This window comes from Nostoc sp. NMS4, assembly GCF_017115095.1.
In the GTDB taxonomy this organism is placed as follows: Bacteria; Cyanobacteriota; Cyanobacteriia; order Cyanobacteriales; family Nostocaceae; genus Nostoc.
Genome location: NZ_JABXKI010000061.1, coordinates 1 through 24221, shown reverse-complemented (window position 1 = coordinate 24221; position 24221 = coordinate 1). Strand labels below are relative to the sequence as shown.

Annotated in this window: 26 protein-coding genes, 1 tRNA gene and 1 pseudogene; 15 read left to right on the top strand and 13 right to left on the bottom strand. The window is 42.0% G+C overall.

Annotated elements, in window-relative coordinates; genetic code table 11:
- The 5 genes from HWQ37_RS03085 to HWQ37_RS03065 all read right to left on the bottom strand — a co-directional run.
- Positions 1–1572 (bottom strand): ribulose bisphosphate carboxylase small subunit (locus HWQ37_RS03085; protein WP_292743612.1); only part of this gene is annotated, 1572 nt, incomplete at its 3' end.
- An 88-nt stretch (positions 1573–1660) separates the two neighbouring features.
- Positions 1661–1963: a EutN/CcmL family microcompartment protein gene (locus HWQ37_RS03080; RefSeq protein ID WP_292743610.1), complete on the bottom strand. Its 303-nt coding sequence runs from the start codon at positions 1961–1963 to the stop codon at positions 1661–1663.
- A 6-nt stretch (positions 1964–1969) separates the two neighbouring features.
- Positions 1970–2314 carry a carbon dioxide-concentrating mechanism protein CcmK gene (locus HWQ37_RS03075; RefSeq protein ID WP_010995041.1) on the bottom strand — a complete coding sequence of 115 codons (345 nt, stop codon included), beginning with the start codon at positions 2312–2314 and terminating at the stop codon, positions 1970–1972.
- A gap of 92 nt (positions 2315–2406) precedes the next feature.
- Positions 2407–2715 (bottom strand): carbon dioxide-concentrating mechanism protein CcmK, encoded by a 309-nt coding sequence (locus tag HWQ37_RS03070; protein ID WP_012410633.1) that lies wholly within the window; start codon positions 2713–2715, stop codon positions 2407–2409.
- A gap of 238 nt (positions 2716–2953) precedes the next feature.
- Entirely contained in the window at positions 2954–3349 is a 396-nt protein-coding gene (locus HWQ37_RS03065; RefSeq protein WP_292743609.1) for a hypothetical protein, read from the bottom strand.
- A 25-nt stretch (positions 3350–3374) separates the two neighbouring features.
- Between HWQ37_RS03065 and HWQ37_RS03060 the strand changes: the two genes are divergently transcribed.
- The 9 genes from HWQ37_RS03060 (at position 3375) to HWQ37_RS03020 (ending at position 12819) form a co-directional block, all read left to right on the top strand.
- On the top strand, positions 3375–5231 hold the full coding sequence (locus HWQ37_RS03060; RefSeq protein ID WP_292743607.1) for an NAD(P)H-quinone oxidoreductase subunit F: 1857 nt from the start codon (positions 3375–3377) through the stop codon (positions 5229–5231).
- A gap of 104 nt (positions 5232–5335) precedes the next feature.
- Entirely contained in the window at positions 5336–6853 is a 1518-nt protein-coding gene (locus tag HWQ37_RS03055; protein ID WP_292743605.1) for an NADH-quinone oxidoreductase subunit M, read from the top strand.
- A gap of 202 nt (positions 6854–7055) precedes the next feature.
- On the top strand, positions 7056–8186 hold the full coding sequence (locus HWQ37_RS03050) for a CO2 hydration protein (RefSeq protein WP_292743604.1): 1131 nt from the start codon (positions 7056–7058) through the stop codon (positions 8184–8186).
- Between the two features lie 116 nt (positions 8187–8302).
- Positions 8303–9571 carry a bifunctional sterol desaturase/short chain dehydrogenase gene (locus tag HWQ37_RS03045; protein WP_292743602.1) on the top strand — a complete coding sequence of 423 codons (1269 nt, stop codon included), beginning with the start codon at positions 8303–8305 and terminating at the stop codon, positions 9569–9571.
- Positions 9572–10139: 568 nt separating this feature from the next.
- Positions 10140–10520: a sulfite exporter TauE/SafE family protein gene (locus HWQ37_RS03040; protein ID WP_292743601.1), complete on the top strand. Its 381-nt coding sequence runs from the start codon at positions 10140–10142 to the stop codon at positions 10518–10520.
- 47 nt (positions 10521–10567) lie between these two features.
- Positions 10568–11404, top strand: a complete 837-nt coding sequence (locus tag HWQ37_RS03035) for a sulfite exporter TauE/SafE family protein (RefSeq protein ID WP_292743599.1) — start codon at positions 10568–10570, stop codon at positions 11402–11404.
- A gap of 1 nt (position 11405) precedes the next feature.
- Entirely contained in the window at positions 11406–11789 is a 384-nt protein-coding gene (locus HWQ37_RS03030) for a DUF1634 domain-containing protein (RefSeq protein WP_292743596.1), read from the top strand.
- Between the two features lie 292 nt (positions 11790–12081).
- Entirely contained in the window at positions 12082–12252 is a 171-nt protein-coding gene (psb34, locus tag HWQ37_RS03025; RefSeq protein ID WP_292743594.1) for a photosystem II assembly protein Psb34, read from the top strand.
- Positions 12253–12507: 255 nt separating this feature from the next.
- A complete protein-coding gene (locus tag HWQ37_RS03020) occupies positions 12508–12819 on the top strand; it encodes a threonine dehydratase (protein ID WP_292743591.1) in 312 nt (103 codons plus the stop codon).
- Positions 12820–13052: 233 nt separating this feature from the next.
- On the opposite strand, the gene HWQ37_RS03015 is transcribed toward HWQ37_RS03020, so the two are convergent.
- Positions 13053–13262, bottom strand: a complete 210-nt coding sequence (locus tag HWQ37_RS03015; protein WP_094352741.1) for a hypothetical protein — start codon at positions 13260–13262, stop codon at positions 13053–13055.
- 246 nt (positions 13263–13508) lie between these two features.
- Between HWQ37_RS03015 and HWQ37_RS03010 the strand changes: the two genes are divergently transcribed.
- A complete protein-coding gene (locus tag HWQ37_RS03010; RefSeq protein WP_292743589.1) occupies positions 13509–14558 on the top strand; it encodes an adenosine deaminase in 1050 nt (349 codons plus the stop codon).
- Between the two features lie 251 nt (positions 14559–14809).
- Positions 14810–16549 carry a DNA mismatch repair endonuclease MutL gene (gene mutL / locus HWQ37_RS03005; RefSeq protein ID WP_292743586.1) on the top strand — a complete coding sequence of 580 codons (1740 nt, stop codon included), beginning with the start codon at positions 14810–14812 and terminating at the stop codon, positions 16547–16549.
- Positions 16550–16814: 265 nt separating this feature from the next.
- Here the strand turns inward: mutL and HWQ37_RS03000 are convergent, their stop codons facing one another.
- The 6 genes and pseudogenes from HWQ37_RS03000 to HWQ37_RS02975 form a co-directional block, all read right to left on the bottom strand.
- Complete coding sequence (locus HWQ37_RS03000) at positions 16815–16976, bottom strand: hypothetical protein (protein ID WP_292743584.1); 162 nt, start codon at positions 16974–16976, stop codon at positions 16815–16817.
- A 214-nt stretch (positions 16977–17190) separates the two neighbouring features.
- Positions 17191–17275 (bottom strand) — tRNA-Ser (locus HWQ37_RS02995).
- A gap of 163 nt (positions 17276–17438) precedes the next feature.
- Positions 17439–17570 (bottom strand): annotated as a pseudogene (locus HWQ37_RS02990) (ISAs1 family transposase); the annotation flags it as partial.
- A 31-nt stretch (positions 17571–17601) separates the two neighbouring features.
- Entirely contained in the window at positions 17602–18015 is a 414-nt protein-coding gene (gene aroH / locus HWQ37_RS02985; RefSeq protein WP_292743582.1) for a chorismate mutase, read from the bottom strand.
- A gap of 124 nt (positions 18016–18139) precedes the next feature.
- Positions 18140–18961 (bottom strand): signal peptide peptidase SppA, encoded by an 822-nt coding sequence (sppA, locus tag HWQ37_RS02980; protein WP_292743579.1) that lies wholly within the window; start codon positions 18959–18961, stop codon positions 18140–18142.
- 429 nt (positions 18962–19390) lie between these two features.
- The gene (locus tag HWQ37_RS02975) at positions 19391–19687 is read right to left on the bottom strand and encodes a hypothetical protein (RefSeq protein ID WP_292743576.1); all 297 of its coding nucleotides are present in this window, start codon (positions 19685–19687) and stop codon (positions 19391–19393) included.
- Between the two features lie 504 nt (positions 19688–20191).
- Between HWQ37_RS02975 and HWQ37_RS02970 the strand changes: the two genes are divergently transcribed.
- The 4 genes from HWQ37_RS02970 to plsY all read left to right on the top strand — a co-directional run bounded on the left by HWQ37_RS02970 (position 20192) and on the right by plsY (position 23689).
- The gene (locus tag HWQ37_RS02970; protein WP_292743573.1) at positions 20192–20986 is read left to right on the top strand and encodes an MlaE family lipid ABC transporter permease subunit; all 795 of its coding nucleotides are present in this window, start codon (positions 20192–20194) and stop codon (positions 20984–20986) included.
- 151 nt (positions 20987–21137) lie between these two features.
- Positions 21138–21524, top strand: a complete 387-nt coding sequence (locus tag HWQ37_RS02965; RefSeq protein ID WP_292743570.1) for a DUF3119 family protein — start codon at positions 21138–21140, stop codon at positions 21522–21524.
- 135 nt (positions 21525–21659) lie between these two features.
- Positions 21660–22934, top strand: a complete 1275-nt coding sequence (locus HWQ37_RS02960) for a DUF3086 domain-containing protein (protein WP_292743567.1) — start codon at positions 21660–21662, stop codon at positions 22932–22934.
- A 77-nt stretch (positions 22935–23011) separates the two neighbouring features.
- The gene (plsY, locus tag HWQ37_RS02955; RefSeq protein ID WP_292743564.1) at positions 23012–23689 is read left to right on the top strand and encodes a glycerol-3-phosphate 1-O-acyltransferase PlsY; all 678 of its coding nucleotides are present in this window, start codon (positions 23012–23014) and stop codon (positions 23687–23689) included.
- A gap of 94 nt (positions 23690–23783) precedes the next feature.
- On the opposite strand, the gene HWQ37_RS02950 is transcribed toward plsY, so the two are convergent.
- Positions 23784–24041, bottom strand: a complete 258-nt coding sequence (locus HWQ37_RS02950; protein ID WP_292743561.1) for a hypothetical protein — start codon at positions 24039–24041, stop codon at positions 23784–23786.
- Between the last annotated feature and the right edge of the window lie 180 nt (positions 24042–24221).

The window sequence follows — 24221 nt, the reverse complement described above, 5'->3', positions numbered from 1 at the left end:
GTATTCGCCAAGCTGTCTTTCTACGGCTGCGATCGCTTCTCTTTCTGAGGAGGCTTGAATTTGACCGGTACTAGTCCAGGAACCTGTACGGAAGCGCCGTTGATCTACGTGTTCAATGCTAATTTTTGAACCGCTAGCCAATAAATGCCGGAGTTGGTCTACTACTTCAGAACTCAAGCGGTTACTGCTAGCTGTTCCCGTTGCAGAGGGTGCTGCATTACTAGTAAATGATTTCTGACTACCAGAGGAAGCTACTTGACCATTGGGACGTTGAATAATTGTCTCTAATACCCGCCGTTTGGCTTTGGTGTCAATACCAATTAAACGTACATACTCACCTTGATGGCTTGCTATACATTCTTCCAAAGCGGAGATGACTTGATTTGTAGAAGTTGCTTCAATTGGCTTGCAACTAGTCCAAGAACCTGTGCGGAAACGACGCTCATCTACGTGTTCCATACCAATTTTGTAACCACCTGCCAAGAGGTGGCGGATTTGCTCTAGAGTTTCGCCACTGACTTTGCCACTGCTAGAACCGTTACCGTTACCATTACTGCTGCTATAACTGCTATTGCTATGACTAGTCGGGGCTTTAAAGCTGGTAGCTGGTTTGGCATCATCATCGGGACGTTGGATGATGGCTTCTAGCACACGCCGTCTACCTTTGTCAATGCCAAACAGTCGGACATACTCGCCGCTATGGTCATTTAAACAGCTTTCTAATGCTGCGATCGCTTCACCGAGCGATCGCGGTTCAATTGGTTGGCAACTAGTCCAAGAACCTGTGCGGAACCGTCTCTTGTCTACGTGTTCCGTACCAATTTTATATCCTTGCCCCAATAGATACCGCAACTGATCTATTGTTTCTGCACCCAAGCTATTGCTCGACACTTCACTACTCCTTTCCAACTCTAAAACAGTAATACCATTACCTGTATAAGATTTAGCGTTCTCATCCCGAATGGGTGCTATACATTTACTATCCGCAGCACAGAGATAACCAGCTCGTAATGCCTGATTAATCCCAACCACATGATGAGCAAATTCCTTATCCTGATCTTGCACATCTGGCAAGCGGTCAGCTTGCTGCTGGCTGGTAATTATCGCTCCCGAAGGTACATATTTACCAGAGGGAATCTCTACGTCTTGAATCAAAGCGTGCATCATCACGATGCAACCTGCGCCTACTCTGGCATTAAACACCGTAGAGCGAAAGCCAATGAAGGAATTATCACCTACATAAGCTGGCCCGTGAATTAGAGCCATGTGGGTAATGCAAGCGTTTTTACCAATCCATACTGAATATTTATTTTGGTCATCGCCAATTACTCGGCCTTGCTCCAACCCATGAATGACAACACCATCTTGAATATTGGTGTTTTCACCTAGATAAAAAGGTGTGCCTTCATCCGCTCTAATCGTAGTCCCCGGAGCAACGATTACATTTGCACCTATTCGCACATCCCCAATCAGATTGGAGAATGAATGTACAAAGGCAGTTTCATGGACTTTGGGTTCAGCTAAATTCCTTGACCACGGGGTTGGGGGTGCCGCCGTGCTGCGGACTGCCATCGCAAGATTCCTCCTGTATTGTCTGCCATTAGTCATTTGTCCTTTGTCACTTGTCGAGAACTAATGACTAATGACTAATGACCAATGACTATCGATATTGATCTTTTTTGCTATAAATGAGGCGATCTTCAACGTAAATAGTATCTATGATCGCCACGACTGCTGCATCTAATGGACGCTGTTCATTGCCAACAATTTGACGAGCGGCACTACCACGAGTGATGAGTACCCACTCATCTACTCCTGCTCCCACAATATCTGCTGCTACTTCATACTCTGGTAGGATGTTGCCGTTTTCATCTACTAATTGTAACAACAGGAATTTTACACCCCTAAGAGTTGGATCTTTTTGGGTGCTAACTACTGTGCCGCGAACTTTGGCAATTTGCATTACGAATTACGGTCTTCTACCAAAAGGACGAATTGCATTCACGTTTTCCCGGAACTGTTCTACATCTTCTGTATAACGAATTGGCAGAACGTATTCTAAGTTTTCGTGAGGACGAGCAATGATGTGAGTTGAAAGTACTTGTCCGCCATTGACTCGCTTTACAGATTCAACTCCTGCGGCCACAGAAGCTTGCACTTCTGAAACGTCACCCCGAACAATGACCGTCACCCGACCACTACCAATTTTTTCATAACCTACTAAAGTGACGCGGGCAGCTTTCACCATCGCATCAGCAGCCTCTACTACTGCTGGAAAGCCTAGCGTTTCAACCATTCCCACTGCAATTGACATTAGTTTTAATCCCTATTTCAAAGTTTATCGCCTTGGACAAAAGTGATGCTCTTTTCAGGCAAAGAGCGTTAATTACTTTGTTTAAACAGCTTTTAAGTACGGAATTGTTCTACCGCTTCTGTGTAACGTATCGGCAAGACGTATTCCAGGTTTTCGTGAGGACGAGCAATGATGTGAGTGGATAACACTTCACCACCAAAGACTCTTTTCGCCGCTTCAACCCCAGCTGCTACAGAAGCTTGCACTTCCGATACATCTCCCCTAACTATCACGGTGACGCGAGCGCTACCAATTTTTTCATACCCTACTAAGGTGACACGGGCGGCTTTCACCATCGCATCAGCAGCTTCCACTACTGCCGGAAAGCCCTTCGTTTCAATCATTCCAACTGCAATTGGCATCGCAGAACTCCTACAAAATTAATGCAATCTGTACTGTCGTTTGAATTTTTTGACGGGGAGAGCCTGATCTTATAGCTAAGAAAACACTTCCAAATTAAGCATAGGAAAGCTTGGCGTTCCTGGCAATATAAATTACTATAATAGTTTATGATAAGAAAGTTTTAAAAAACTTAACATAAATTTATCTAGCCTTCTGAGCAATTAAAGTTTACTGATTCCTTGAGCAGCCACTTATGCTTTATAATTTCTTTATTACATTTACAAAACGACATTCATAACCAAGGCTAATTCTATCTGGCGAGGGGTAAGCAGCGTCTGGATGTTTTGCTGTATCTGTCTTTTCTCCAATATTGCTAAGTGTACAAGGACTAGGTGAAACATATATAATTTTTTCAAATATATCGTATAAATTACTCTGGTCAAAGTAGAAATACAAATGTAAAAAGGTAGGTAATGTTAAGGCAAGTAAATGCTTTTGCTTATGTAAAGTTATATTTTTGTTATATTTAATAGGGTAGTCGTTAAGTAAAAGTACTTCTGGAAGTTTAGTTAAAATACTAGTAAAAAAACATCGATATTTTGGTAAATTAATTTTATTAAATAAATAATTGTTGGGAATTTTTTTTAAAATCAAGGTTGAGTCATCAAAGGAAATTTAAATGGAGCAATTTCTATTTTCAACAAGTTGGTTTGTGCCTTTTTATAGCTTATCAGGCGCAATTTTGACCTTGCCGTGGGGAATAGGAATAATTCGACGGACAGGGCCAAGACCTGCGGCATACTTCAACTTGTTGACGACCGTTTTAGCTTTTGTCCATAGCCTGTTTCTATTTAAAAGTATCTGGGATAGAGAACCAGTAAACTTACTAATCAATTGGTTCAAAGCAGCAGATTTAGACTTATCTTTTTCCTTGGAGCTATCGCCAGTCAGTATTGGGGCAACAGTTTTAATTACAGGGTTAAGCTTACTGGCACAAGTTTATTCTCTGGGTTACATGGAAAAAGACTGGTCATTAGCGCGTTTTTTTGGGCTGCTGGGATTTTTTGAAGCGGCGCTGAGTGGTCTAGCAATCAGTGATTCTTTGTTTCTCAGTTATGCCCTTTTAGAAGTCCTGACGCTTTCGACTTACTTACTGGTGGGGTTCTGGTATGCTCAACCACTAGTAGTGACGGCGGCGCGGGATGCGTTTTGGACTAAACGGGTAGGAGACTTGTTGCTACTGATGGCTGTTGTTACCCTTTCCACCTTAGCCGGGAGTTTGAACTTTTCGGATTTATACGAGTGGGCGCAAACAGCTAATTTAAGCCCAATGACATCGACGTTGCTAGGGTTGGCGTTAATTGCTGGGCCTGCTGGTAAATGTGCCCAATTTCCACTACACCTGTGGTTAGATGAGGCAATGGAAGGGCCTAACCCCGCCTCGGTAATGCGGAACTCTCTAGTCGTAGCTGGTGGTGCTTATTTACTGTATAGATTTCAACCATTGTTAGCTCTATCACCGGTTGCCTTAAATGCCTTAGTAGTTATGGGTACGGTGACAGCGATTGGGGCGACATTAGTATCCATAGCTCAAATTGACATTAAGCGATCGCTATCTCATTCCACCAGTGCATACATGGGGTTAGTGTTTTTAGCAGTGGGGTTACAGCAAGGTGGTGTAGCCTTGATGTTGCTGTTAAGTCATGCGATCGCTAAAGCATTATTATTCATGAGTTCAGGTTCAGTAATTTTGACTACCCAAAGCCAAGACTTAACAGAAATGGGCGGTTTGTGGTCACGGATGCCAGCCACCACCACTGCCTTTGTGGTCGGTTCAGCCGGAATGGTGACAGTGCTACCACTAGGAAGTTTCTGGGCAATGTTAGCATGGGCTGATGGTTTCGTGAATATTAGCCCTTGGGTAATTGGGGTTTTATTATTAGTCAATGGTTTGACAGCATTGAACTTGACCAGAGTATTTCGATTAGTCTTCTGGGGGAAACCACAACAAAAGACCCGTCGCACCCCAGAAGTTGCTTGGCAGATGGCCTTGCCAATGGTAATTCTCACAGTCTTAACTCTGCTTCTACCCCTGATGCTACAGCAATGGTACTTGCTACCTGATTGGGAAAGTATTAATTGGTACGTAGCATTAGCGTTGTTTGGGTCTACCTTTGTAGGCGTAGGTGTAGGGTGTACAGTTCATCTGCACAAAGCTTGGTCAAGATCGAGAATCTTGGCATGGAGATTTCTGCAAGACTTGTTAGGTTATGATTTTTATATTGACCGAGTTTATTATGTAACCGTAGTGAGTGCAGTAGCATTGCTATCTAAAATTTCTGCTTGGAGCGATCGCTACTTAGTTGACGGTTTAGTAAACTTGGTTGGGTTTGCGACCATTTTCGGCGGACAAACATTAAAGTACAGCATTTCTGGCCAATCTCAGGGCTATATGTTGACCATCCTAGCAGTTGTCAGCGTCCTGGGTTTTTTCATCAGCTGGTCATTGGGTTTACTAGATAAATTGCCTTTTTAAGCGAGTTAGGAGTTAGGAGTTAAAGAAGTCGCAAGTACAGTTTTCCCTTGTCTCCCTGCTCCCCCTGCTCCCCCTGCTTCCCCTGCTCCCCTTACCTAAAGTCTATGCTTAGTGTTTTAATTCTAGTGCCGTTAATCGGTGCAGCTTTAATTGGTTTCTCGCCCTCTGGCATCAGTGGTAAATTCGCCCGTGGCGTGGCTTTTGTCTTTGCCATTATTGCTTTCTTGTGGACAATCGTATTACTAATTCAGTTCCATCCCGGAGAAATCACTCAACAGTTTGCTGAGTCTCTTCCTTGGGTAGATGCTTTAGGTTTGAACTATAACCTTGGGATAGATGGTTTATCTTTGCCGTTGCTGGTTTTAAATGGATTGTTAACTTCCATTGCCATCTATAGCAGCGATGAATCCCTACAGCGTCCGAAATTTTATTACTGTTTGATCCTATTATTAAGCGCTGGGGTGACAGGAGCCTTTCTAGCACAGGATTTACTACTATTTTTCCTGTTTTACGAATTAGAACTGATTCCTCTGTATTTGCTGATAGCGATTTGGGGTGGCGCTAAACGAGGTTATGCTGCGACCAAATTTCTGATTTATACAGCCGTTTCGGGAATCCTGATTTTAGCAAGTTTCCTCGGCATGGTTTGGCTGAGTGGTTCCTCTAACTTTGCACTAGCAACCTTGAACACCACAACTTTACCTCTAGCAACACAGCTTTTATTGCTAGCGGGAATTTTGATCGGTTTTGGGATTAAAATTCCCTTAGTTCCCTTCCATACTTGGTTGCCAGATGCTCACGTTGAAGCTTCCACACCGATTTCAGTACTATTGGCTGGAGTGCTGTTGAAGTTGGGAACTTACGGCTTATTGCGGTTTGGTATGAACTTGTTACCAGAAGCTTGGAGTTATATGGCTCCTTGGTTGGCGACTTGGGCAGTAGTAAGCGTACTGTATGGTTCATCCTGCGCGATCGCCCAAACCGATATGAAAAAAATGGTAGCATACAGCTCCATTGGACACATGGGTTATGTGCTTTTAGCGGCGGCGGCGGCCACACCTTTAAGTGTATTGGGTGCTGTAATGCAAATGATTAGCCACGGCTTGATTTCCGCAATGCTATTTTTGCTAGTAGGGGTTGTGTATAAAAAAGCCGGAAGCCGTGATTTAGAAATTATTCAAGGATTGCTAAACCCAGAACGGGGTATGCCAGTAATCGGTAGCTTGATGATTGTCGGAGTCATGGCCAGCGCTGGTATACCGGGAATGCTAGGGTTTATCTCCGAATTCGTAGTTTATCGGGGGAGTTTCCCAGTTTTTCCAGTGCAAACCCTGTTATGTATGCTTGGTACTGGTTTAACAGCAGTTTACTTTCTCATACTCGTCAACCGCGCCTTTTTTGGGCGCTTGTCCGCATCAGTTAGCAACTTACCACGTGTGTATTGGAGCGATCGCATCCCACCTGCAATTTTAGCTGTGCTGATTGTGATTTTCGGCATTCAACCTGGTTGGTTAGTGCGCTGGACTGAACCAACAATTACAGCAATGGTAAATACCCAAAACGTAGTATTAGCAGTGTCCTTGGATAAAACAATGGGGAGTAGTACCGCAAGGCGGAATTAAAAATTAAAAATTAAAAATTAAAAATGAATACAGCGTAAGCGTTTCATAGATTTGAAATGGGTGGTTTACTTCCGCCGTGCTGTACTAGGGATTAGGGACAAGGAGAATAACCATGCCCAATGACAAATGACAAATGACAAATGACAAATGACAAATGACAAATGACAAATGACTAATCCCTAAACTTTTTGGAGAGATGGCAATGGTAATTATTAAAAAGAAAGCTACTCACAATCCCTTAGCTGAGTATATTGAACGTCTACAAAAAGGAGATGCATTACTCCCCGATAGTCCTGAGAATGTGCTGGAAGTTGTTGGTATTCTTAAAAGCTATGGGGTAGTTTTAGATGCTTACTCAAAAAATCTTAACTATATTGCCGAACACCAGTTTTTAGTATTTTTCCCATTTTTTAAATACTTTAATGGAGAGGTTTCTTTTCAGAAATTACTCCGTCACTGGTGGCATGACCGAATTAATTTTGAATATGCCGAATATTGCATGAAAGGCATGATGTGGCACGGTGGCGGCGGACTAGATACCTATTTAGATACACCAGAATTTCAAGAAATAGCGCAAGTCGTGATCGCGGCAAAATTTAAAAATAATCCCTTCATTTTGGGTATTAACCAACTGTTTCCAGATTTCTTAACAGAACAGTTGCGCGTCTCTGCTTACTATACCGGTTTAGGCCAATTCTGGCGAGTCATGGCTGATATGTTCCTCAAATTATCAGACCGCTACGACCAAGGCGAAATCAAATCGATTCCCCAAGTTGTAGAACACATTAAAACAGCGTTAGTGGCAAATGCATCAAACCCAATTACCTACACCGTAAAAATTCGAGATCAAGCCTATGAAATCATTCCCAAAAGCGTTGGTTTGACTTTCTTAGCAGATACAGCAATACCTTATGTAGAGGCAGTATTTTTCCGAGGAACTCCTTTCCACGGCACAGTTTCATACAACGCCCAAGGATATCAAATTCCCCCAGATCAAAGTCGATTCCAGTATGGCGCATTGTATGCCGATCCTTTACCCATCGGTGGCGCAGGTATTCCTCCCACCTTGTTGATGCAGGATATGCGTCATTATCTACCAGAGTATTTGCACGAAATTTATCGTCGCAGTCTTCGCGGTGAAGATGATTTGCGAGTCCAAATTTGCATAAGTTTCCAAAAATCGATGTTTTGCGTGACAACAGCAACGATTTTAGGACTGATGCCTCATTCTTTGGATACTAAAGATCCAAATGAGCAAAAAGATAATCGAGTTTATTTAGAAAAGTGGATGAGTCGGTTAGAAACTTCGCGGTTACTGGATGTGAATAAATAGTTAACACCAGTCAACAACAAATTACCTCCCAAATCCCACCAGATTCTGATATTATCCCTGCCAGAGACTTAACTCAACCCCTACAGGATGTATAGGATAATGTCGATATTCATTTCATGATAAAAATGTTAGCTGAAAACTTGATGGGAATTGAGACAAGCTTACAAATTAATTGGATTTGGCTAAACGCCAGCTTACAGTTTGCTAGTTGGGGACTCTTCTCACTTTTACTCGCCGAGGTTTTGAGAGACAGCTACCATGCATTATGTCACCAAGTCAATTGGCTTGCTAAATGGCACAACAAGCACCATAGCGCCTATCGCCGCGATTTATCGATAGTTTCCCTGAAAATTTACCAAGAATCGCAACTCTATCACGACATTTTAGAGTCGAGTCTACTGCTGGTGGTATTGGTAGTCATTGCCTTAATTGTCCAACAATGGGGGTTATGGTTGGGAGTAGCTTATGGTTGCACCTTCTTGTATGGCGCGTCTGTACGATACTTTCAGGGAAAAATTGATACAGACTACAACCACCTACCCGGCCCTTTACAGACAATTCCATCCATTTGGTGGGTGAATCGTTCTTATCATTGGCGGCATCATTTTGATGATGTCAACGCTTACTACAGTGGTGTCTTTCCCCTAGTAGATAAAATTCTGGGTACAGGATTGTCTCTCAAAGGTAAAACCATCGCTTTAACTGGAGCATCAGGAGCGTTAGGGCAAGCGTTGGCGGCTGAACTTGTAAATAATAATGCTAAAGTTGTGGCATTAACCACTAATCCAGAAAAATTAGTAGAGCAAGTTGGAGTAAAAGTGATTCCCTGGCAGTTAGGCAACGAAGCCAATTTGAGGGATAGTTTAGAGAAAGTAGATATTTTAATTATCAACCACGGAATCAATGTCTACAGCAGCCGCACACCAGAGGCTATCAACTCCTCTTATGAGGTGAATACTTTTTCAGCGTTGCGGTTGATGGATATATTTTTGACAACTGTAACAGGCCCACAAGCAAAAGCAACCAAGGAAATTTGGGTAAACACTTCTGAGGCTGAAGTTTCTCCAGCACTGAGTCCGCTTTATGAACTCAGCAAGCGATCGCTAGGAGATATTGTTACCCTCAAGCGTTTGGATGGGGATTGTGTAATTCGCAAGTTAATTCTTGGCCCATTTAAGAGTCAACTCAATCCTTATGGAGTCATGTCTGCACAACAAGTTGCTCGTGCAATCTTATTTTTGGCACGGCGCGACTTCCGAAATATTATTGTGGCAATAAATCCTCTCACCTATCTGCTGTTTTCCTTAAAGGAAACTACTACGTCGCTATACTATCGAGTCTTCAGCCGAACGGCGAAAACTGAACAGGACTTAGGCAAACAATAGTGAGCGCGTTTAGTGTTGCGTAGGCGTAGCCCGCCGTAGGTATATATCATGTTCGGATAAATAATTGTCATTGCGAGTGAAGCGATCGCAATGACATTTTATTTGAGCAATTATTACTCTAATATAAAACAATACAGTTCAGTTAAGTAATTTTTTCCTTCTATTTCTTTTCTCTGCGTCCTCTGCGGTTCGTTTTTCCGTTACCTGTGCGTAAGTCCTGATAATATTGTAAAAATTCAATTAATTTTATTTATAATTCTGAAAAAAAAGAATGATTGCTTATATAAATACGCTTAGGTAAGCTGAAAGTAAATATTTTGAACTTAATTAATAGGAAATAAAATTTTCATATTTAACTCTGCAACTAAAGACTTGCAGAATAAAAAGTGTGGATATATGCCAAAAATTGCTTTTTCTACTTTCAGAATTTGTGAGTAAATTTAAATTATTTTTATCAAAAAAAGACATATTTTATTCATAACAATGACAAGTTTATATTAAATCTTTTCTCTATTATTTTAGACAGGAAATGTTTTAGTTTACGGCAATAAATTAAGGATTTTGAGCTATGGATAACATTTTGCTTTGTCTAATTTTGGGACTTATTGCAGGAATAGTAAGCGGAATGACCGGAATTGGAGGCGGAATAATTATTCTACCTGCTTTGATTTTTATGTTTGGTTTTTCTCAACACCAAGCTCAGGGTACAACATTAGCTTTGCTTGTTCCTCCGATTGATATCTTGGCTGCATGGACTTACTACAAGCAAGGATATGTAGACTTGAAGATAGCAGCATTGCTCTGCTTAGGTTTTATATTAGGTGGATGGCTTGGTGCAAAAATAGGAACGGGATTATCTAATGTAATATTGGCGAGAATATTTGGAGTTTTGCTGCTTGTTAGTGCTATTCGAGTCATGTTTACAAACGTAGGCGATTCAGCTTTGTAACTTAGTCCCTCAAAATTAGCAATTCAAGTAATATAAAACTCACGAACGTGAACATTTTAGAATTCTCCTTATTAGTTTGGCTTGGTTCTTTAACCGCAGGTTTTCTGGGTTCACTGACTGGTTTAGGAGGTGGAGTAGTAATAGTACCCTTGTTAACCGTGGGGTTTGGGGTTGACATTCGATACGCCATTGGTGCTTCATTGGTATCTGTGATTGCCACTTCTAGCGGGGCTGCATCCGCCTACGTTAAGGAAGGTTACACTAATCTGCGGTTGGGGATGTTCTTGGAAGTGGCGACAACAGGAGGAGCTATAGTTGGGGCAATTGTAGCGGGGATGATTTCTACTAGAGCGATCGCTATTGTCTTTGGCATGGTTCTACTATATAGTGCCTACCTATCACGTCAACACCGTGTTGAACACCTAGAAAGCGCACCGCCAGATTATCTAGCAACTTCTCTCAAACTGAACGGTAGTTACCCAACTCCTGATGGACAAAAGTTTTACAATGTCCGTGCAGTACCCGTTGGATTCGGACTGATGTTTGTCGCCGGGGTACTTTCAGGGTTACTTGGCATTGGTTCAGGAGCTGTTAAAGTGCTGGCAATGGATCGAGCTATGGGTATTCCATTTAAGGTTTCTACCACCACTAGTAATTTTATGATTGGCGTAACGGCAGCAGCTAGCGCTGGAGTTTACTTAAAGCGGGGTTACATCGATCCGGGATTGGCAATGCCAGTAATGTTGGGGGTACTGCTTGGTGCTTTGTTAGGAGCAAAAGTACTGGTAAGAGCAAAGATTGGACTATTGCGAAATATCTTCAGCCTCGTTATTTTGGGGCTGGCAATTGAGATGATCTACAAAGGTTTAACGGGAGGGATTTAAAATGTCTCAACCCAAGCGCAGATTGAGCGAACATCAAGTTGAACAGTTTGTTGGCAACCTGTTAAGATTTGGGGTTCTTTGTGCTACTACCCTAGTTTTAATAGGTGGAGTTCTGTATTTGATTCATTATGGTAATAGTCCTGCCAATTACCAGTTTTTTCGGGGAGAACCCGCAGATTTTCGCTCTCTAGGAGGAGTAGAAACAGCAGTTTTAGTCGGTCGTCGTCGTGGCATCATCCAATTTGGATTACTGCTATTAATTGCCACACCGATCGCACGAGTGGTATTTTCTCTGTTTGCCTTTGTGTTGCAAAGGGAATTGACTTATATAATTGTGACTTTGATTGTACTAGCTGGATTATTTTACAGCCTTTTGGGTATCTGAAAGTAGTAAACACAAAGAATTGTTCTAGAACCACTTTGCCAGAATCTGCGATCGCTGTTAATGGGGCAACACTTCGGCAGTGATCGGGGCACAGGAGGCAGTGTTTCGACTACGCTCAACAACCAGGTAGGAGGAGTAAACCAGTAAGGATCAAATCCCTCTACTGATTTATGCCTTCCTCTATAAGTAAGTTTTATAACTATCATTAGTCTTTTTTTGTCAAGTCATGTTGACGATTTGTAACAAAACTGTTAAATTTATTTACATAAGGAAACAAAAAAGAGAAAAAACTATGTATACCACCACTAACGAAGACGGCATTCTCAACAACTACGCAGCAGAACCAAAGATGTACTACGCTGAGTACCCAGCAATTTGGGAACAACGCAAATACGTTTTACAAAGTCTTTTTGCAACTTTAATCGTCACCGCTTTAGTTTTGGTTGGTTTGAGTGTTAGCTAAGATTTTTAATTTCCGTATCGCTTCTCATCGTTAATCTCACTTCTCTCTCTTACCTCGGCTAGTTTCGCCGGGGTTTTTTGTGTTTATAATTTTGCAAGAGGTCGAATATTTGACCCAGATAAGATTTTAAGTTGGGATTCCGCCATGCTGTACTAGTTGAACTATACCTACCCACTGGTAGATTTTTGCTATAGTAGCAATCCTCGAATCCGAATTGAGTCACAATGAGAATAGGCAATATTTGAAGGTGTTGTTATGCTTCGTCTAACTCAAATTATTCGGAACTTATTCCTTCGTTTTGAAGGCTTATTTGGTGTTTTATTCCAAAGTATTTCTAATTTTTTCGGAAATTTATTTGGTTTTTTTGCCAAGCTTTTTGGCTTCTCTCAGTCTGGTTATTTCTTGGAATCTGATCAGGTGCAAAGCATAAAGCAAGCTTCAGCTAAACAGCCAATTGAAACGAATCGGGATAACACTACTAAAATTCCTGCCACTAACCGCCGTCGTTCTAATGCCAAACTTGATGACTACTATCTCAATATGGCTCGTGATGTAAAAAAGAACTAACACAAGCCATAAATTAGATTTTTATCTCATGAATAAGTTTGTAGTAAGGACTTTAGTCCTGGATTTTTAAGCACTGAAGTGCTTACTACAAACTCATCATATTTAATAGGACAAGCCACTAGTAATTAACAGATTTGTATGTGCGTAGACATCGCACCTTTAAGAAAAATTTTGTCCAGTTTGAGGCTGGACAATAGCTAGAAATATTTTTGAGATTGAAATTTACTTGATTTTTAACTTACCAAATCAACTAAAGCGTTGCTTTGGAAGCGGACTATAGATGAAACTGAGCAACCGCGATAATTCTCAGATGTGAATACTGATAGTGTAATATTAGCTTGACCTGGATCTAAAATGCGTTTTACCTTGCAGGTTTGCATTTTATTGTTGCAGTAAGCAATAATCCGATCGCCAGCCTTGACTTCCAACGCTTGAATTTTCAATTAATACCAACCTTGCCAGGAATTTGCTTTGTTAAAGGAAAAATATATTGCTATATCTTACTCGTTTAACAATAGCAATGTTCTTTTACTGTACCACAAAAAATTAAGGATATCAATGCTATCAATTTAATCTTGATGATGTCAAGTTGATTAATGCTGCAAATAGTAGTGCAGATTTTTTGAGGAGAGATTATTCTCTCGATGTTTTTGTTACAATCATTGAAATTTTTACCTAAAAATACCACTATGGCTTTATATGCTGAATTACATAGACATCTGGGCGGCTCGGTCGTACCACGAGTTTTATGGCGATATTTCGAGCGACATTCTTCGGAGTTAATTTCCCGCTTTGCTGACTATTCAGATTTTGAAGATTTTTATACCCGCCCACGTAATACCCTAGATGAGTATCTAGAATTACACACCTTGGTAGAAAGTGTGCAGACTGTGGAGACTTTGCCTTACTTTATCTATCGTTTGGTGCGGGGTGCTTACATATTTGAAAATTTGGCTTATCTGGAACTGCGCTACACTCCTTATTTGCGGACACCTGAGCATTTGAGTCAATCCGAGAGAATTGACAAGATGGCAGAAATTGTGCGAGTCGTAGGACTTGCTAGCCACCAACCAGAATATCCGATTGTGACTAGCCAAATTCTCTGTATGCACACGCGCCTACCTTATGAGGTGAACAAGGCGATTGTTGATTTGGCGGCGCAAAATCAACACTATGTCTGTGCAGTAGATGTAGCCGGAGGTGATAGTTATTACGCCGATCGCTTAGAAGAATGGATTAGCTTATATGATTATGCGCGATCGCTGGGCGTTAACACCACCGGACATCTATATGAAACCACTGCTGGTTGTTACCCAGAACTGTTACCATATTTGATGCGGATTGGTCACGGCATTCAAATTCCCCTACTATATCCAGAGCTACTTAATGATGTCGCTAAACGCGGACAATGTTTGGAGGTTTGCCCAACAACTTACCTAAAAACTGGAACTTTGCAGGATATACGTCAACTCAAATTAGTTTTTGACCGTTGTCTTGATGCTGGGGTTGATATCGCTATCTGTACTGATAATGCCGGATTGCACAATGTCCGTCTACCGTTTGAGTATGAGAATCTCTTGACTTACAACATTATTAGTTTTGAACAACTACAAGCTTGTCAAGATGCAGCTTTCCGTCATGCTTTTGCATGGCCTTACAGTCAACCTCCTGCATCACTGTTGAACGGTTTGCTCAAACCCGAACCACCGAAAATTTTGTCCATGAGAGATACTAATTAGCGATCGCCTGAAGATATTCATAAATTCAGGTGATTTAATGTTAATTAATGTTGCGATTACTAACTTTTTCTGATGCTGTAGAAAAAGTTGTAATCCACGATAGATATCTTGCAAAAATTAATGTTTTAGAAATGAAACCACAGATGCACACAGATAATTTATCAGTGTTTATTTGCGGTTCTTTTTCTGATAGAAATGATTCTTGTATAAATCCTATATAGCGTGTCCCCAGAAGCTATAAAATATAATTTATGGCATCTACTATTCAAGCTCTACCAACAGAAGTCGTATATCTCATTACAGCTGGTGAGGTAATCGACTCTTTAGCTTCTGTGGTGCGGGAATTGGTAGAAAATTCCCTAGACGCAGGTGCAACGCGAATTGTGGTTTCTCTATGGCCGCAGCAATGGCGAATTCGTGTGGCAGATAATGGTTGTGGAATGACCCTAGATGATTTAGAACAAGCAGCCACAGCCCACAGCACCAGTAAAATTCGCTCTAGTGCAGATTTGTGGAAAATTAACAGTTTAGGGTTTCGTGGTGAGGCGTTGCACAGTTTGACGACTCTGGCAGATTTGGAGATTTTGAGTCGTCCTTTGGGCGGAAAATTAGGATGGCGGGTAATTTATGGTGATGGCGGGGAAGTTGTACAAGTTGAAGCAACTGCGATCGCACCTGGTACAGTAGTTACAGTTTCCCATCTTTTTGGTAATTGCTCATCTCGCCGTCAAGGATTACCCACAACAGCACAGCAAATGAAAGCTGTGCAAGCCACAATTCAACAAATCGCCCTGTGTCATCATCATGTCACCTGGCAGATTTGGCAAAATGATCGTCAATGGTTCACCATCTGTCCGGCTGCCACAACAGGGCAACTACTACCGCAGATTTTACCGCAAGTGCGACAAGGTGACTTACAAGAAGTAAAAGTCAAAATACCCAACCCATTAAAATCAGAAGACAGAATTCAGGATTCAGAATTCAGCACTCCCCACTCAGCACTCAGCACTCAGCACTCAGCACTCACTTTAGTGGTAGGATTACCCGATCGCACTCATCGTCATCGTCCAGATTGGGTACGTGTCGCCATTAACGGCAGAATGGTGAAGACACCGGAATTAGAGCAAACAATATTATCAGCATTTCATAGAACATTACCGCGCGATCGCTATCCAATTTGTTTCTTACATCTTGCCATTTCCCCCGATCAAATTAACTGGAATCGCAATCCAGCCAAAACGGAAATTTACCTCAACGAAATCATTTATTGGCAAGAACAAATTACCCAAGCAATTAACCAAGCACTCAGCATCTCTTCTAACAATCTCAAAGAAGCTGTTCACACAACACGAGTTAGTAAATTACTTAAAGCCGCAGAAGCCAAAGGCGGTTACAATTTCAATCCTCAAAATCCCAAACCTTCTACAGACGAGATTAATCGCGTCTCTCCTAACTCCTTAAAGGCTGTCGCTCAAGTTAGCAACACCTATATTGTGGCGGAACATTCAGGTGGGATGTGGTTAGTGGAACAGCACATCGCCCATGAGCGAGTTTTGTATGAGCAATTGTGTGATAATTGGCAACTTGTCCCCGTCGAACCGTCAATTATTCTTTATCAATTGTCTTTAGCGCAAGTATCGCAACTACAACATATTGGTTTAGAAATAGAACCCTTTGGCGAACAACTTTGGGCAGTCCGTAACATACCCGCACCTTTGCAACAGCGAGACGACTGTGCAGAAGCAATTTTAGAACTTAGTTGGGGTGGCGATTTACAAACAGCCCAAGTAGCTGTCGCCTGTCGCAGTGCTATTCGTAATGGTACACCGATGAATCAACAAGAAATGCAGACACTTTTAGATAATTGGCAACGCACACGCAACCCCCGCACCTGTCCCCACGGACGACCGATTTATCTATCCTTAGAAGAATCAGCTTTAGCTCGGTTTTTCCGGCGTAATTGGGTAATTGGTAAAAGTCATGGAATTTGATGTTTTTGGCAAGACATTACATGTGTCGATTGCCAATTTGTACATTAACTAATTATTTGTCACTGTTAACAGATTGATGTCATATTTAACTAATTAATGTCACTGTTAACATATTAGCTGTCGAATTTATATACTGCTATATCTTTATAATTATGGCAATATTATACTTGTCGATCTAACTTATAATCGGATTCATTATTCACTAATAGAGCCAGAGGTCATTCCCTCCAAACAAAGAATCTGTTGCTCTATCCTTTCAACCCACCTAAAAACTGTCAGCTTGGCATCGAAATTGAGAACCAGTCAACAAAAGGTAGCCACCACTGCGGTAAACCCGCACCTCATCACTTTTGAGCATTTCCAACCAGTGAATTTTGCCTTCTAGTTGGTACTGAGTTAGCGAAGCTCGCCGAAGACATCGCTTCATGAGAGCAAACCATGATTTTTAAACCTTTCTTGCAATTTATGTGTCGTCAATTGAGACAGAAAACACAGTTCTTCTTTTTGAGAGCATAGACTGACCAAAAACTTCAAGAGACCAAGCTTTAAGATCAAGACACCGGACTGTTTCTAAGGCTTGCTTTACAACAGATGTTGTCAAATTCATAGTAGATAAGCCAAATTTTCAGTAATCTTTTGAACGGAGAGGGGGGGATTCGAACCCCCGTTGAGTTTCCCCAAAACGCATTTCGAGTGCGTCACCATGAACCGCTCGGACACCTCTCCAACTATTTATTCAGACATTTGAGTATCTATTCTACATTCAAATGCTGTAATTTTGGGGAAATCTTGCCGGATTCCCTATAGTACTATAACATTATCGCTTTTTTTGCGTAACTCAATGCTTCAGGAACGCCAAGTCAATAATCTGTCTAGTAATTTCAGTTTATGTTCCCATTGCATCAATGGTGATAATAACACCAGTAATATTCAGCAACTCTAGTAATGCAGGAATCGCAGTAATTATTTGTGCCAATACCAACCTTTGTTCGCTTCCCCAAGCACTGATGACATGAAGTGCCGAATATTTCTTCGTATTTATTCTGAGTATTTTACACTTTTGACTTAACTGCTTGCTGTGATGCTTGTAAAGTCTGAGGCAAACTCCAGTCGGGACGTAAGCTAGCGGCGTTGCGTAAATAGATATGATGAATTGAGGCGGAGGCTGGCAGATAGGCGTGGATTAAGAACCGAATGCAGCGCTGTAAGCTGCCTTCGACGTGCATTTGCTGCACATCCAACATGGCCACATTATCCCAACCAGGACGCGCTCTTGCGATCGCAGCTGGAAAAACTGCATCCAAATCCCGTGTCACTGAGAAAGTCACACTAATAATGTCTGTCGGCTGGAATTGATTCCGGTTTTCCAGTTCGTTTAGTAGTTCTGTCACTACCTCTTGAATTGTCTCAACAGTATTTTCTGAAGCGGTTGTTGCTCCGCGAATAGCCCGCATTTGCCAGTCCACGCCAAAATCCTCCTTAAAACACAAAGGTGAGGAGTTAGGAGTTGAGAATGAGAAGTTAAGATTTTTAACTCATAACTCCTGTACAGAAGCGATTAATCGCGTCTCTCCTAACTCCTAACTCATATTAGGGTCGATATAACCACAGAGGTAAACCACTAGTAGACATTTCAAATTCGAGCCAATCAATACCAGCCCCAATTCCTGATGAAAATTGACGACTCCCTGGAATGAAGCGACTCAATAAAGGTTTACGCTCTTCTAGGGTATAGCAGAGAGTTTTTTCTGGATCGAGACCAACCAGTTCTGCTGTCCAGCGACGAGCATCTTCTTCTGTGCCCAGGCGGTCTACAACACCCAGGGCTAAGGCTTGCTGTCCAGTAAAAATCCGGCCATCGGCGAAACTTTTCACAGTTTCTACCGCTAAAGAACGTCCATCAGCTACCGTTTGGACAAACTGCTGATAACTTGTGTCAATCAATTCTTGCAGGATGTTTTCTTCTGGTTCGGTCAGTTGCCGATCAAAAGCCAAAATGTCTTTGTAAGGGCCAGACTTAATTACCTGGAAGGAAACACCGATTTTTTCTAGCAAGCGTTCCAAGTTATTCCCACGCAGAATCACACCAATACTACCCGTAATTGTACCTGGGTTGGCGACGATGTGTTCGGCTCCCATACCGATGTAGACTCCTCCAGAAGCCGAAATATTGCCAAAGCTAGCAACGATTTTGATTTTCTCGCGCAAACGCTTCAGGGCGCTGTAGATTTCTTGGGAATCGCCGACTGTACCGCCAGGACTATCGATACGTAATAGTAATGCCGGAAACTTTTTTTCTTCTACAGTTTTCAGGGCTTCTAGGACACGTTTGCGAGTAGCACCCGCGATCGCACCAGTAATTTCAATCCGCGCAATTTGTTTTCTAAACTTGGGCTTAAACGGCCAAATCATGAGCTGTCAACATACCTCGTAATAAATTCAATATAAGATGCCCAACGGTCAGATGACCTGCTTTGCTCTGTTAAGAAACATGAGCAGCCATTGTACTCGTCAGGATTTTAAGGAAATTTTTATATTTTTCAGTGAGTTTTATTTGATATTCTCAATAAACATTGCAGCTAACACAAAATGCCAAACTCTAGTTTAGCGTTAACGTGATGATTTAGAAAGGCTATTTTAGCTATTTTGCCAAATTAAAAGTTTTCAATGCCTTCTTATTCTGGCTTTTTGAATCTTTTAGGACTGGTTTTGTACGGTCGCGCACGTTTACTAGTTGTCAGTAATTAATCACTAATAACTAATAATATATATAAATATTTATTGAAGAAGAATGCAGAATTCAGAATTCAGAATCAATCCTAACGAAGCTATTTTCACTACTCAAGGGTCTATACGTAACATTTGATATCGGTAATAGACAAACATATCAAAAAGTGCCCCAACGAAACTACAGGTCAAGCTAATGACGAATAATCCGCATAGGGGAGTTCCACTGCCGAAAGTGGCGAGAAAACGCATAATCTGAGTTGCGATCGCCTCGGTTAACTCTTGTAAGCCAGGGATGTTACCGATGAGGGATAGAAGAAGCAATCCGCCGCCAACCAAAAACATGGGAACGACAAAACTAAAAATGATTGTGAGTAGTAGAGAGCGGAGAAAGTTAGTAAAAATAGTCATTTAAGACAGACTCCGTGAGTAGAGATGACAAAAGCAAGATAGCGGGTTGTCAATTTCTACAATACGAGCGATCGCTCCAGAGCAGACAATCTGTCAAAAATCTTAAGTTTTCATTAAAATAAGCGGCTAGCAGTTACAGCCCATGCTGGGGATATAAAAAGCAAATTAAATCTACAAAAAGCTTGCAAAATGGAGGTTATAACTAAGAGTACTACTTATTTATTGCTTTGCAGCACGTTTAATAACAGCTTTATTTTCTGAGAATATCTTTAATCTAAGTTAATATTCAGCCTTCTTGAGGGAGTGGAGATGAGGGAGATGAGGGAGACAAGGGAGACAAGGAGATAAACAAAACTCTTAACTCCTAACTCCTAACTCCTAACTCCTAACTCCTAACTCAGCACTCAGCACTCAGCACTCAGCACTCAGCACTCCTAATGCCCCATTCCCCATTCCCATGACTTCCGCTATTCTTAAGGCAGTTACCGAGTTAGCTACAGAACATTGAACCAGACTACATCCAAATCCAGTTTAGGGGAATGGAGTCAGCGTCTGCTGGCGGCGATATTTCTGGGTGGGCAAGTACTAGTTCACCTATTGAAAGGCAAAATCCATCGGCGCAACACCTTAGAACAAATGGCAGCAGTTGGGCCAGATTCCTTATTTATTGCCCTATTGACGGCTATTTTCGTTGGCGCGGTGTTTACCATTCAGGTGGCGCGGGAATTTATCAATTTTGGTGCAGGAAACATTATTGGCGGAGTGCTTTCTATAGCGTTGACACGAGAACTCTCTCCCGTGTTGACAGCTGTGGTTTTGGCAGGGCGAGTCGGTTCTGCCTTTGCAGCAGAAATCGGTACCATGCGAGTCTCAGAACAAATTGATGCCATGTTGATGTTAAAAACAGACCCAATCGATTATCTAGTTATCCCCCGCGTCATTGCTTGCTGTTTAATGTTGCCAATTTTAACCCTCCTGTCTTTGATAACGGGGATGTTCGGAGGATTCATCATTGCGACAAATATTTACAACCTGTCTGATACAGTATTTCTAGATTCAGCCCGTAACTTCCTTGGCATCTGGGATATTTTTAGCGCCATGATTAAGGCGTGTTGTTTTGGCATTTTAATTGCTGTAATTGGTTGCAGTTGGGGGCTGACGACAACAGGAGGTGCAAAAGGTGTAGGACAGTCAACTACAACTGCTGTTGTGACTGCCTTGCTGATTATATTTGTGAGCAACTTCTTTCTTTCTTGGTTAATGTTTCAGGGGACTGGCAGTGCATTCATAGGGCTATAGAAGTGAGAAGTTAGGAGTAGAGACGCGATTAATCGCATCTGTACAGGAGTTATGAGTTAAAATTCCTCACTCCTAACTCTTAACTTCTAACTCCTACTTCTGACTCCTAAAATAGGAGAGATGCCTACTAAACAAAGCAGGATTTAAAACTGTGACCAGTTCATTTGTTTCTAACTCCACATCAACTGTGGAACTCAAGCCTAGTTACAATATACCCATAGTGTTAGTAATTGCCGCGATTCCACTACTGTTGGTACAACCGTGGATAGGCTCTGTTTTCACGCTGTTTGGTTTGTTTCTAATGTTTCAGGCGTTAACGCTGCGTTTGCAATTTACCGTTACCGATTTAGATATTTACAGAGGCGAAAAATTGATTCGGCGCTTTCCCTACCGAGAATGGCAAAACTGGCGGATATTTTGGAATAGAGTCCCCATTTTGTTTTACTTTAAAGAAATTAAAAGTATTCACTTTTTGCCGATTTTATTTGACCCCAACACCTTGAAAACTTGCTTAGAACAACGTTGTCCGCGTATTTAGGGCTGAGTGCCATCTGTGCTGAGTCGTTTTGATATAAACTCAGAACTCAGCACTCATGCTCAGGACTTTTATGCCAGTCAATTGTAATATTTCTGAAAGCTATTTATTCGCGTCATAGGAATTACACTATTGTTTATGAACCCAGAGGCATCTCAAACCCCAGAACCAATTGATGAGCGGTTGGCAGAAAAACCAGAAGAGAATAATGCAGTTGAACATCCAGTAAATCCATCAGTTGAGTCAGTGGTAGACTCAAAAACCATTAGCTCATCAGAAGACTACACAACTTTTGAGCCACTCATCTCTAATGCAGAAGTGGTAGATTCTACAGTAGAGCTAACAGAAAATTCAAATGGCGAGTTTGTCGCCCAGCTGGAAGCGGAAAATGTCGCCCTGGGGTCTGAAATAGGATTGGAAAATAATTCTTTATATGTAGAAGCAGAGCAGAGAATGGCAGAATTGCAGAGTGCTGAAGCAGCTCTCAAGTCAGAAATAGCCAAGCTGCAAGCTGCTTACGAAAAGCTTCAGGTACAGGTGAGTGAAACTCAAACCTCATTGGGGCGACTCGTGCAAGAGTCGCTAGTGCAGTTAGAACAACGCAAACAAACTCTGCAAATTTCTGTAGAACAATTAGAACGCCGTCAAGAACGTATCCGCAATGAGATGCGAACTACTTTTGCTGGTGCATCCCAAGATTTGGCAATTCGGGTGCAGGGTTTTAAAGACTATCTCACGGGTAGTTTACAGGATTTGGCCTCTGCCGCCGAGCAGTTGCAATTAACGCCAAGTGTGGTGGAACGAGAAAAACCATCTGTAAAAGAGGCTAAACCAGCTGAACCCCAATCTGGAATACCCCAGTTTGCCCAACAGCAGTTTCAAGATACGACCAAGCAAATTCGCCGCTTAATTGACCAATACCGCAATAAACCAGATTACTACGGCGCACCGTGGCAACTACGCCGTACCTTTGAACCAATCCACGCTGAACGAATCTCCAACTGGTTTTTTACCCAAGGGGGACGGGGTGGTTTGCGGACAATGGGTAGCCGCTTACAGAATATTCTGATTGCCTCAGCTGCAATTTCGATATTACACAAGTTGTATGGTGATCGCGTCCGTACTTTAGTCTTAGCTAATACACCAGAGCGATTAGGCGAATGGCGGCGCGGCTTGCAAGATTGTCTGGGAATCGGTCGCCCAGATTTTGGCCCAGACCGGGGTGTGGTATTATTTGAGGCAGCTGATGCTCTCGCTCAAAAAGCAGACCGATTGACGAAAGCCAATCAACTGCCTTTAATTATTATTGACGATTCCGAAGAACAAATTAGTCTGTCACTGTTACAATTTCCCCTGTGGTTAGCCTTTGCTCCTGACCCCAAAATAGTGAGAAACTATGATGATGACTTTTAAATGAGTCATTGGTCATTGGTCATTAGTCAAGAGGCATCACTCTTGACTTTTTTGAATTTTGAATTTTGAATTGTATTATGGCTATTTGGTTAACTCTGTGCGCGACAATTGTAGTCATAGCTTACCTGCTGGGTTCTTTTCCCACTGGCTACATTGCGGTGAAGCAGTTAAAAGGTATTGATATTCGGGCAGTTGGTTCCGGTTCCACTGGCGCAACTAATGTACTAAGAACCTTGGGCAAAGGGCCAGGAGCATTGGTTTTAGTACTTGATTCCTTAAAGGGAGTATTAGCGATCGCTCTAGTTTATTGGTTGTTCAACTTTGAACCAATTCATAATTATATCCCTCCAACGGTCGATGCACAACTGTGGCAACCGTGGTTAGTAACAATATCTGGGTTAGCTGGCATTCTGGGACATAGTAAATCAATTTTCTTAGGCTTTACTGGTGGTAAATCCGTTGCTATCAGCTTGGGGATTTTGTTGGCAATGAGTTGGCAGATAGGTTTAGCAACAGTAGGTGTGTTTGCCGTCTTTATGGCGATATCGCGGATTGTTTCTTTAAGTTCAATTGCAGGTGCGATCGCAGTTTCCATTTTTATGGTACTTTTCCACAAACCCTTACCCTATATTCTGTTTGGGATTGCCGGTGGGTTGTATGTGGTTTTACGCCATCGCGCTAATATTGAACGACTGTTTGCGGGAACAGAGCCAAAAATTGGTCAACCTGTAGCGACACCAGAACAAACGACATAATGAGTTTTTGGTACATACCTCGCCCCAACCAATGCCCTGAGCAAACCGTTAGGTGAACGTGGTATCTTTTAGACAAATGACAAATGACAAATGACTAATGACTGACTTTGCCTTTAATTAAACGGTGGAAAAGGCGGCAAGGCCACAAAAAAGCTCCACAAATACTGACTGAGGCGATGGCGGCCACAACTCGCCAACTTGAACTAGACTCAGTGTCAGACTCTGAAGGATGAGCTTGTGTGTTTTTAGCTAGTTCTGGCATTGAATGAGATAGCTGACTGGCTGTACTCACCCCTTCAATCGCTGCTCCAATTAGATAAGCTACTAGGGCAATTACTAGCCAGTTATTCATAATATTCCACTGTTTGAACTCTGAGCGTATGCTTGGCAGCGAGCAATCATTTGATTTTTCGGACTAATGATTGCCGCCTTGCCCTAAAGATAATCGGCCCTCAGCCGTATCACGAATTAGGGGCAGTTTAGATTTTATATAAGTATTGAGAGTGCTGTCTGCCTGGGCATCAAGCCCCTG

What these genes read in the sequence shown, in the direction of transcription:
- HWQ37_RS03020 (WP_292743591.1), top strand. Translation starts at nt 12,508, where the DNA reads ATGCTTCGTCTAACTCAAATTATTCGGAACTTATTCCTTCGTTTTGAA.
- HWQ37_RS03060 (WP_292743607.1), top strand. Translation starts at nt 3,375, where the DNA reads ATGGAGCAATTTCTATTTTCAACAAGTTGGTTTGTGCCTTTTTATAGC.
- mutL (WP_292743586.1), top strand. Translation starts at nt 14,810, where the DNA reads ATGGCATCTACTATTCAAGCTCTACCAACAGAAGTCGTATATCTCATT.
- HWQ37_RS03000 (WP_292743584.1), bottom strand. Translation starts at nt 16,976, where the DNA reads ATGAAGCGATGTCTTCGGCGAGCTTCGCTAACTCAGTACCAACTAGAA.
- HWQ37_RS03050 (WP_292743604.1), top strand. Translation starts at nt 7,056, where the DNA reads ATGGTAATTATTAAAAAGAAAGCTACTCACAATCCCTTAGCTGAGTAT.
- HWQ37_RS03045 (WP_292743602.1), top strand. Translation starts at nt 8,303, where the DNA reads ATGATAAAAATGTTAGCTGAAAACTTGATGGGAATTGAGACAAGCTTA.
- plsY (WP_292743564.1), top strand. Translation starts at nt 23,012, where the DNA reads ATGGCTATTTGGTTAACTCTGTGCGCGACAATTGTAGTCATAGCTTAC.
- HWQ37_RS03070 (WP_012410633.1), bottom strand. Translation starts at nt 2,715, where the DNA reads ATGCCAATTGCAGTTGGAATGATTGAAACGAAGGGCTTTCCGGCAGTA.
- HWQ37_RS03040 (WP_292743601.1), top strand. Translation starts at nt 10,140, where the DNA reads ATGGATAACATTTTGCTTTGTCTAATTTTGGGACTTATTGCAGGAATA.
- HWQ37_RS02960 (WP_292743567.1), top strand. Translation starts at nt 21,660, where the DNA reads ATGAACCCAGAGGCATCTCAAACCCCAGAACCAATTGATGAGCGGTTG.
- HWQ37_RS03075 (WP_010995041.1), bottom strand. Translation starts at nt 2,314, where the DNA reads ATGTCAATTGCAGTGGGAATGGTTGAAACGCTAGGCTTTCCAGCAGTA.
- HWQ37_RS03010 (WP_292743589.1), top strand. Translation starts at nt 13,509, where the DNA reads ATGGCTTTATATGCTGAATTACATAGACATCTGGGCGGCTCGGTCGTA.
- HWQ37_RS02975 (WP_292743576.1), bottom strand. Translation starts at nt 19,687, where the DNA reads ATGACTATTTTTACTAACTTTCTCCGCTCTCTACTACTCACAATCATT.
- psb34 (WP_292743594.1), top strand. Translation starts at nt 12,082, where the DNA reads ATGTATACCACCACTAACGAAGACGGCATTCTCAACAACTACGCAGCA.
- HWQ37_RS03030 (WP_292743596.1), top strand. Translation starts at nt 11,406, where the DNA reads ATGTCTCAACCCAAGCGCAGATTGAGCGAACATCAAGTTGAACAGTTT.
- HWQ37_RS02950 (WP_292743561.1), bottom strand. Translation starts at nt 24,041, where the DNA reads ATGAATAACTGGCTAGTAATTGCCCTAGTAGCTTATCTAATTGGAGCA.
- HWQ37_RS03055 (WP_292743605.1), top strand. Translation starts at nt 5,336, where the DNA reads ATGCTTAGTGTTTTAATTCTAGTGCCGTTAATCGGTGCAGCTTTAATT.
- HWQ37_RS03080 (WP_292743610.1), bottom strand. Translation starts at nt 1,963, where the DNA reads ATGCAAATTGCCAAAGTTCGCGGCACAGTAGTTAGCACCCAAAAAGAT.
- sppA (WP_292743579.1), bottom strand. Translation starts at nt 18,961, where the DNA reads ATGATTTGGCCGTTTAAGCCCAAGTTTAGAAAACAAATTGCGCGGATT.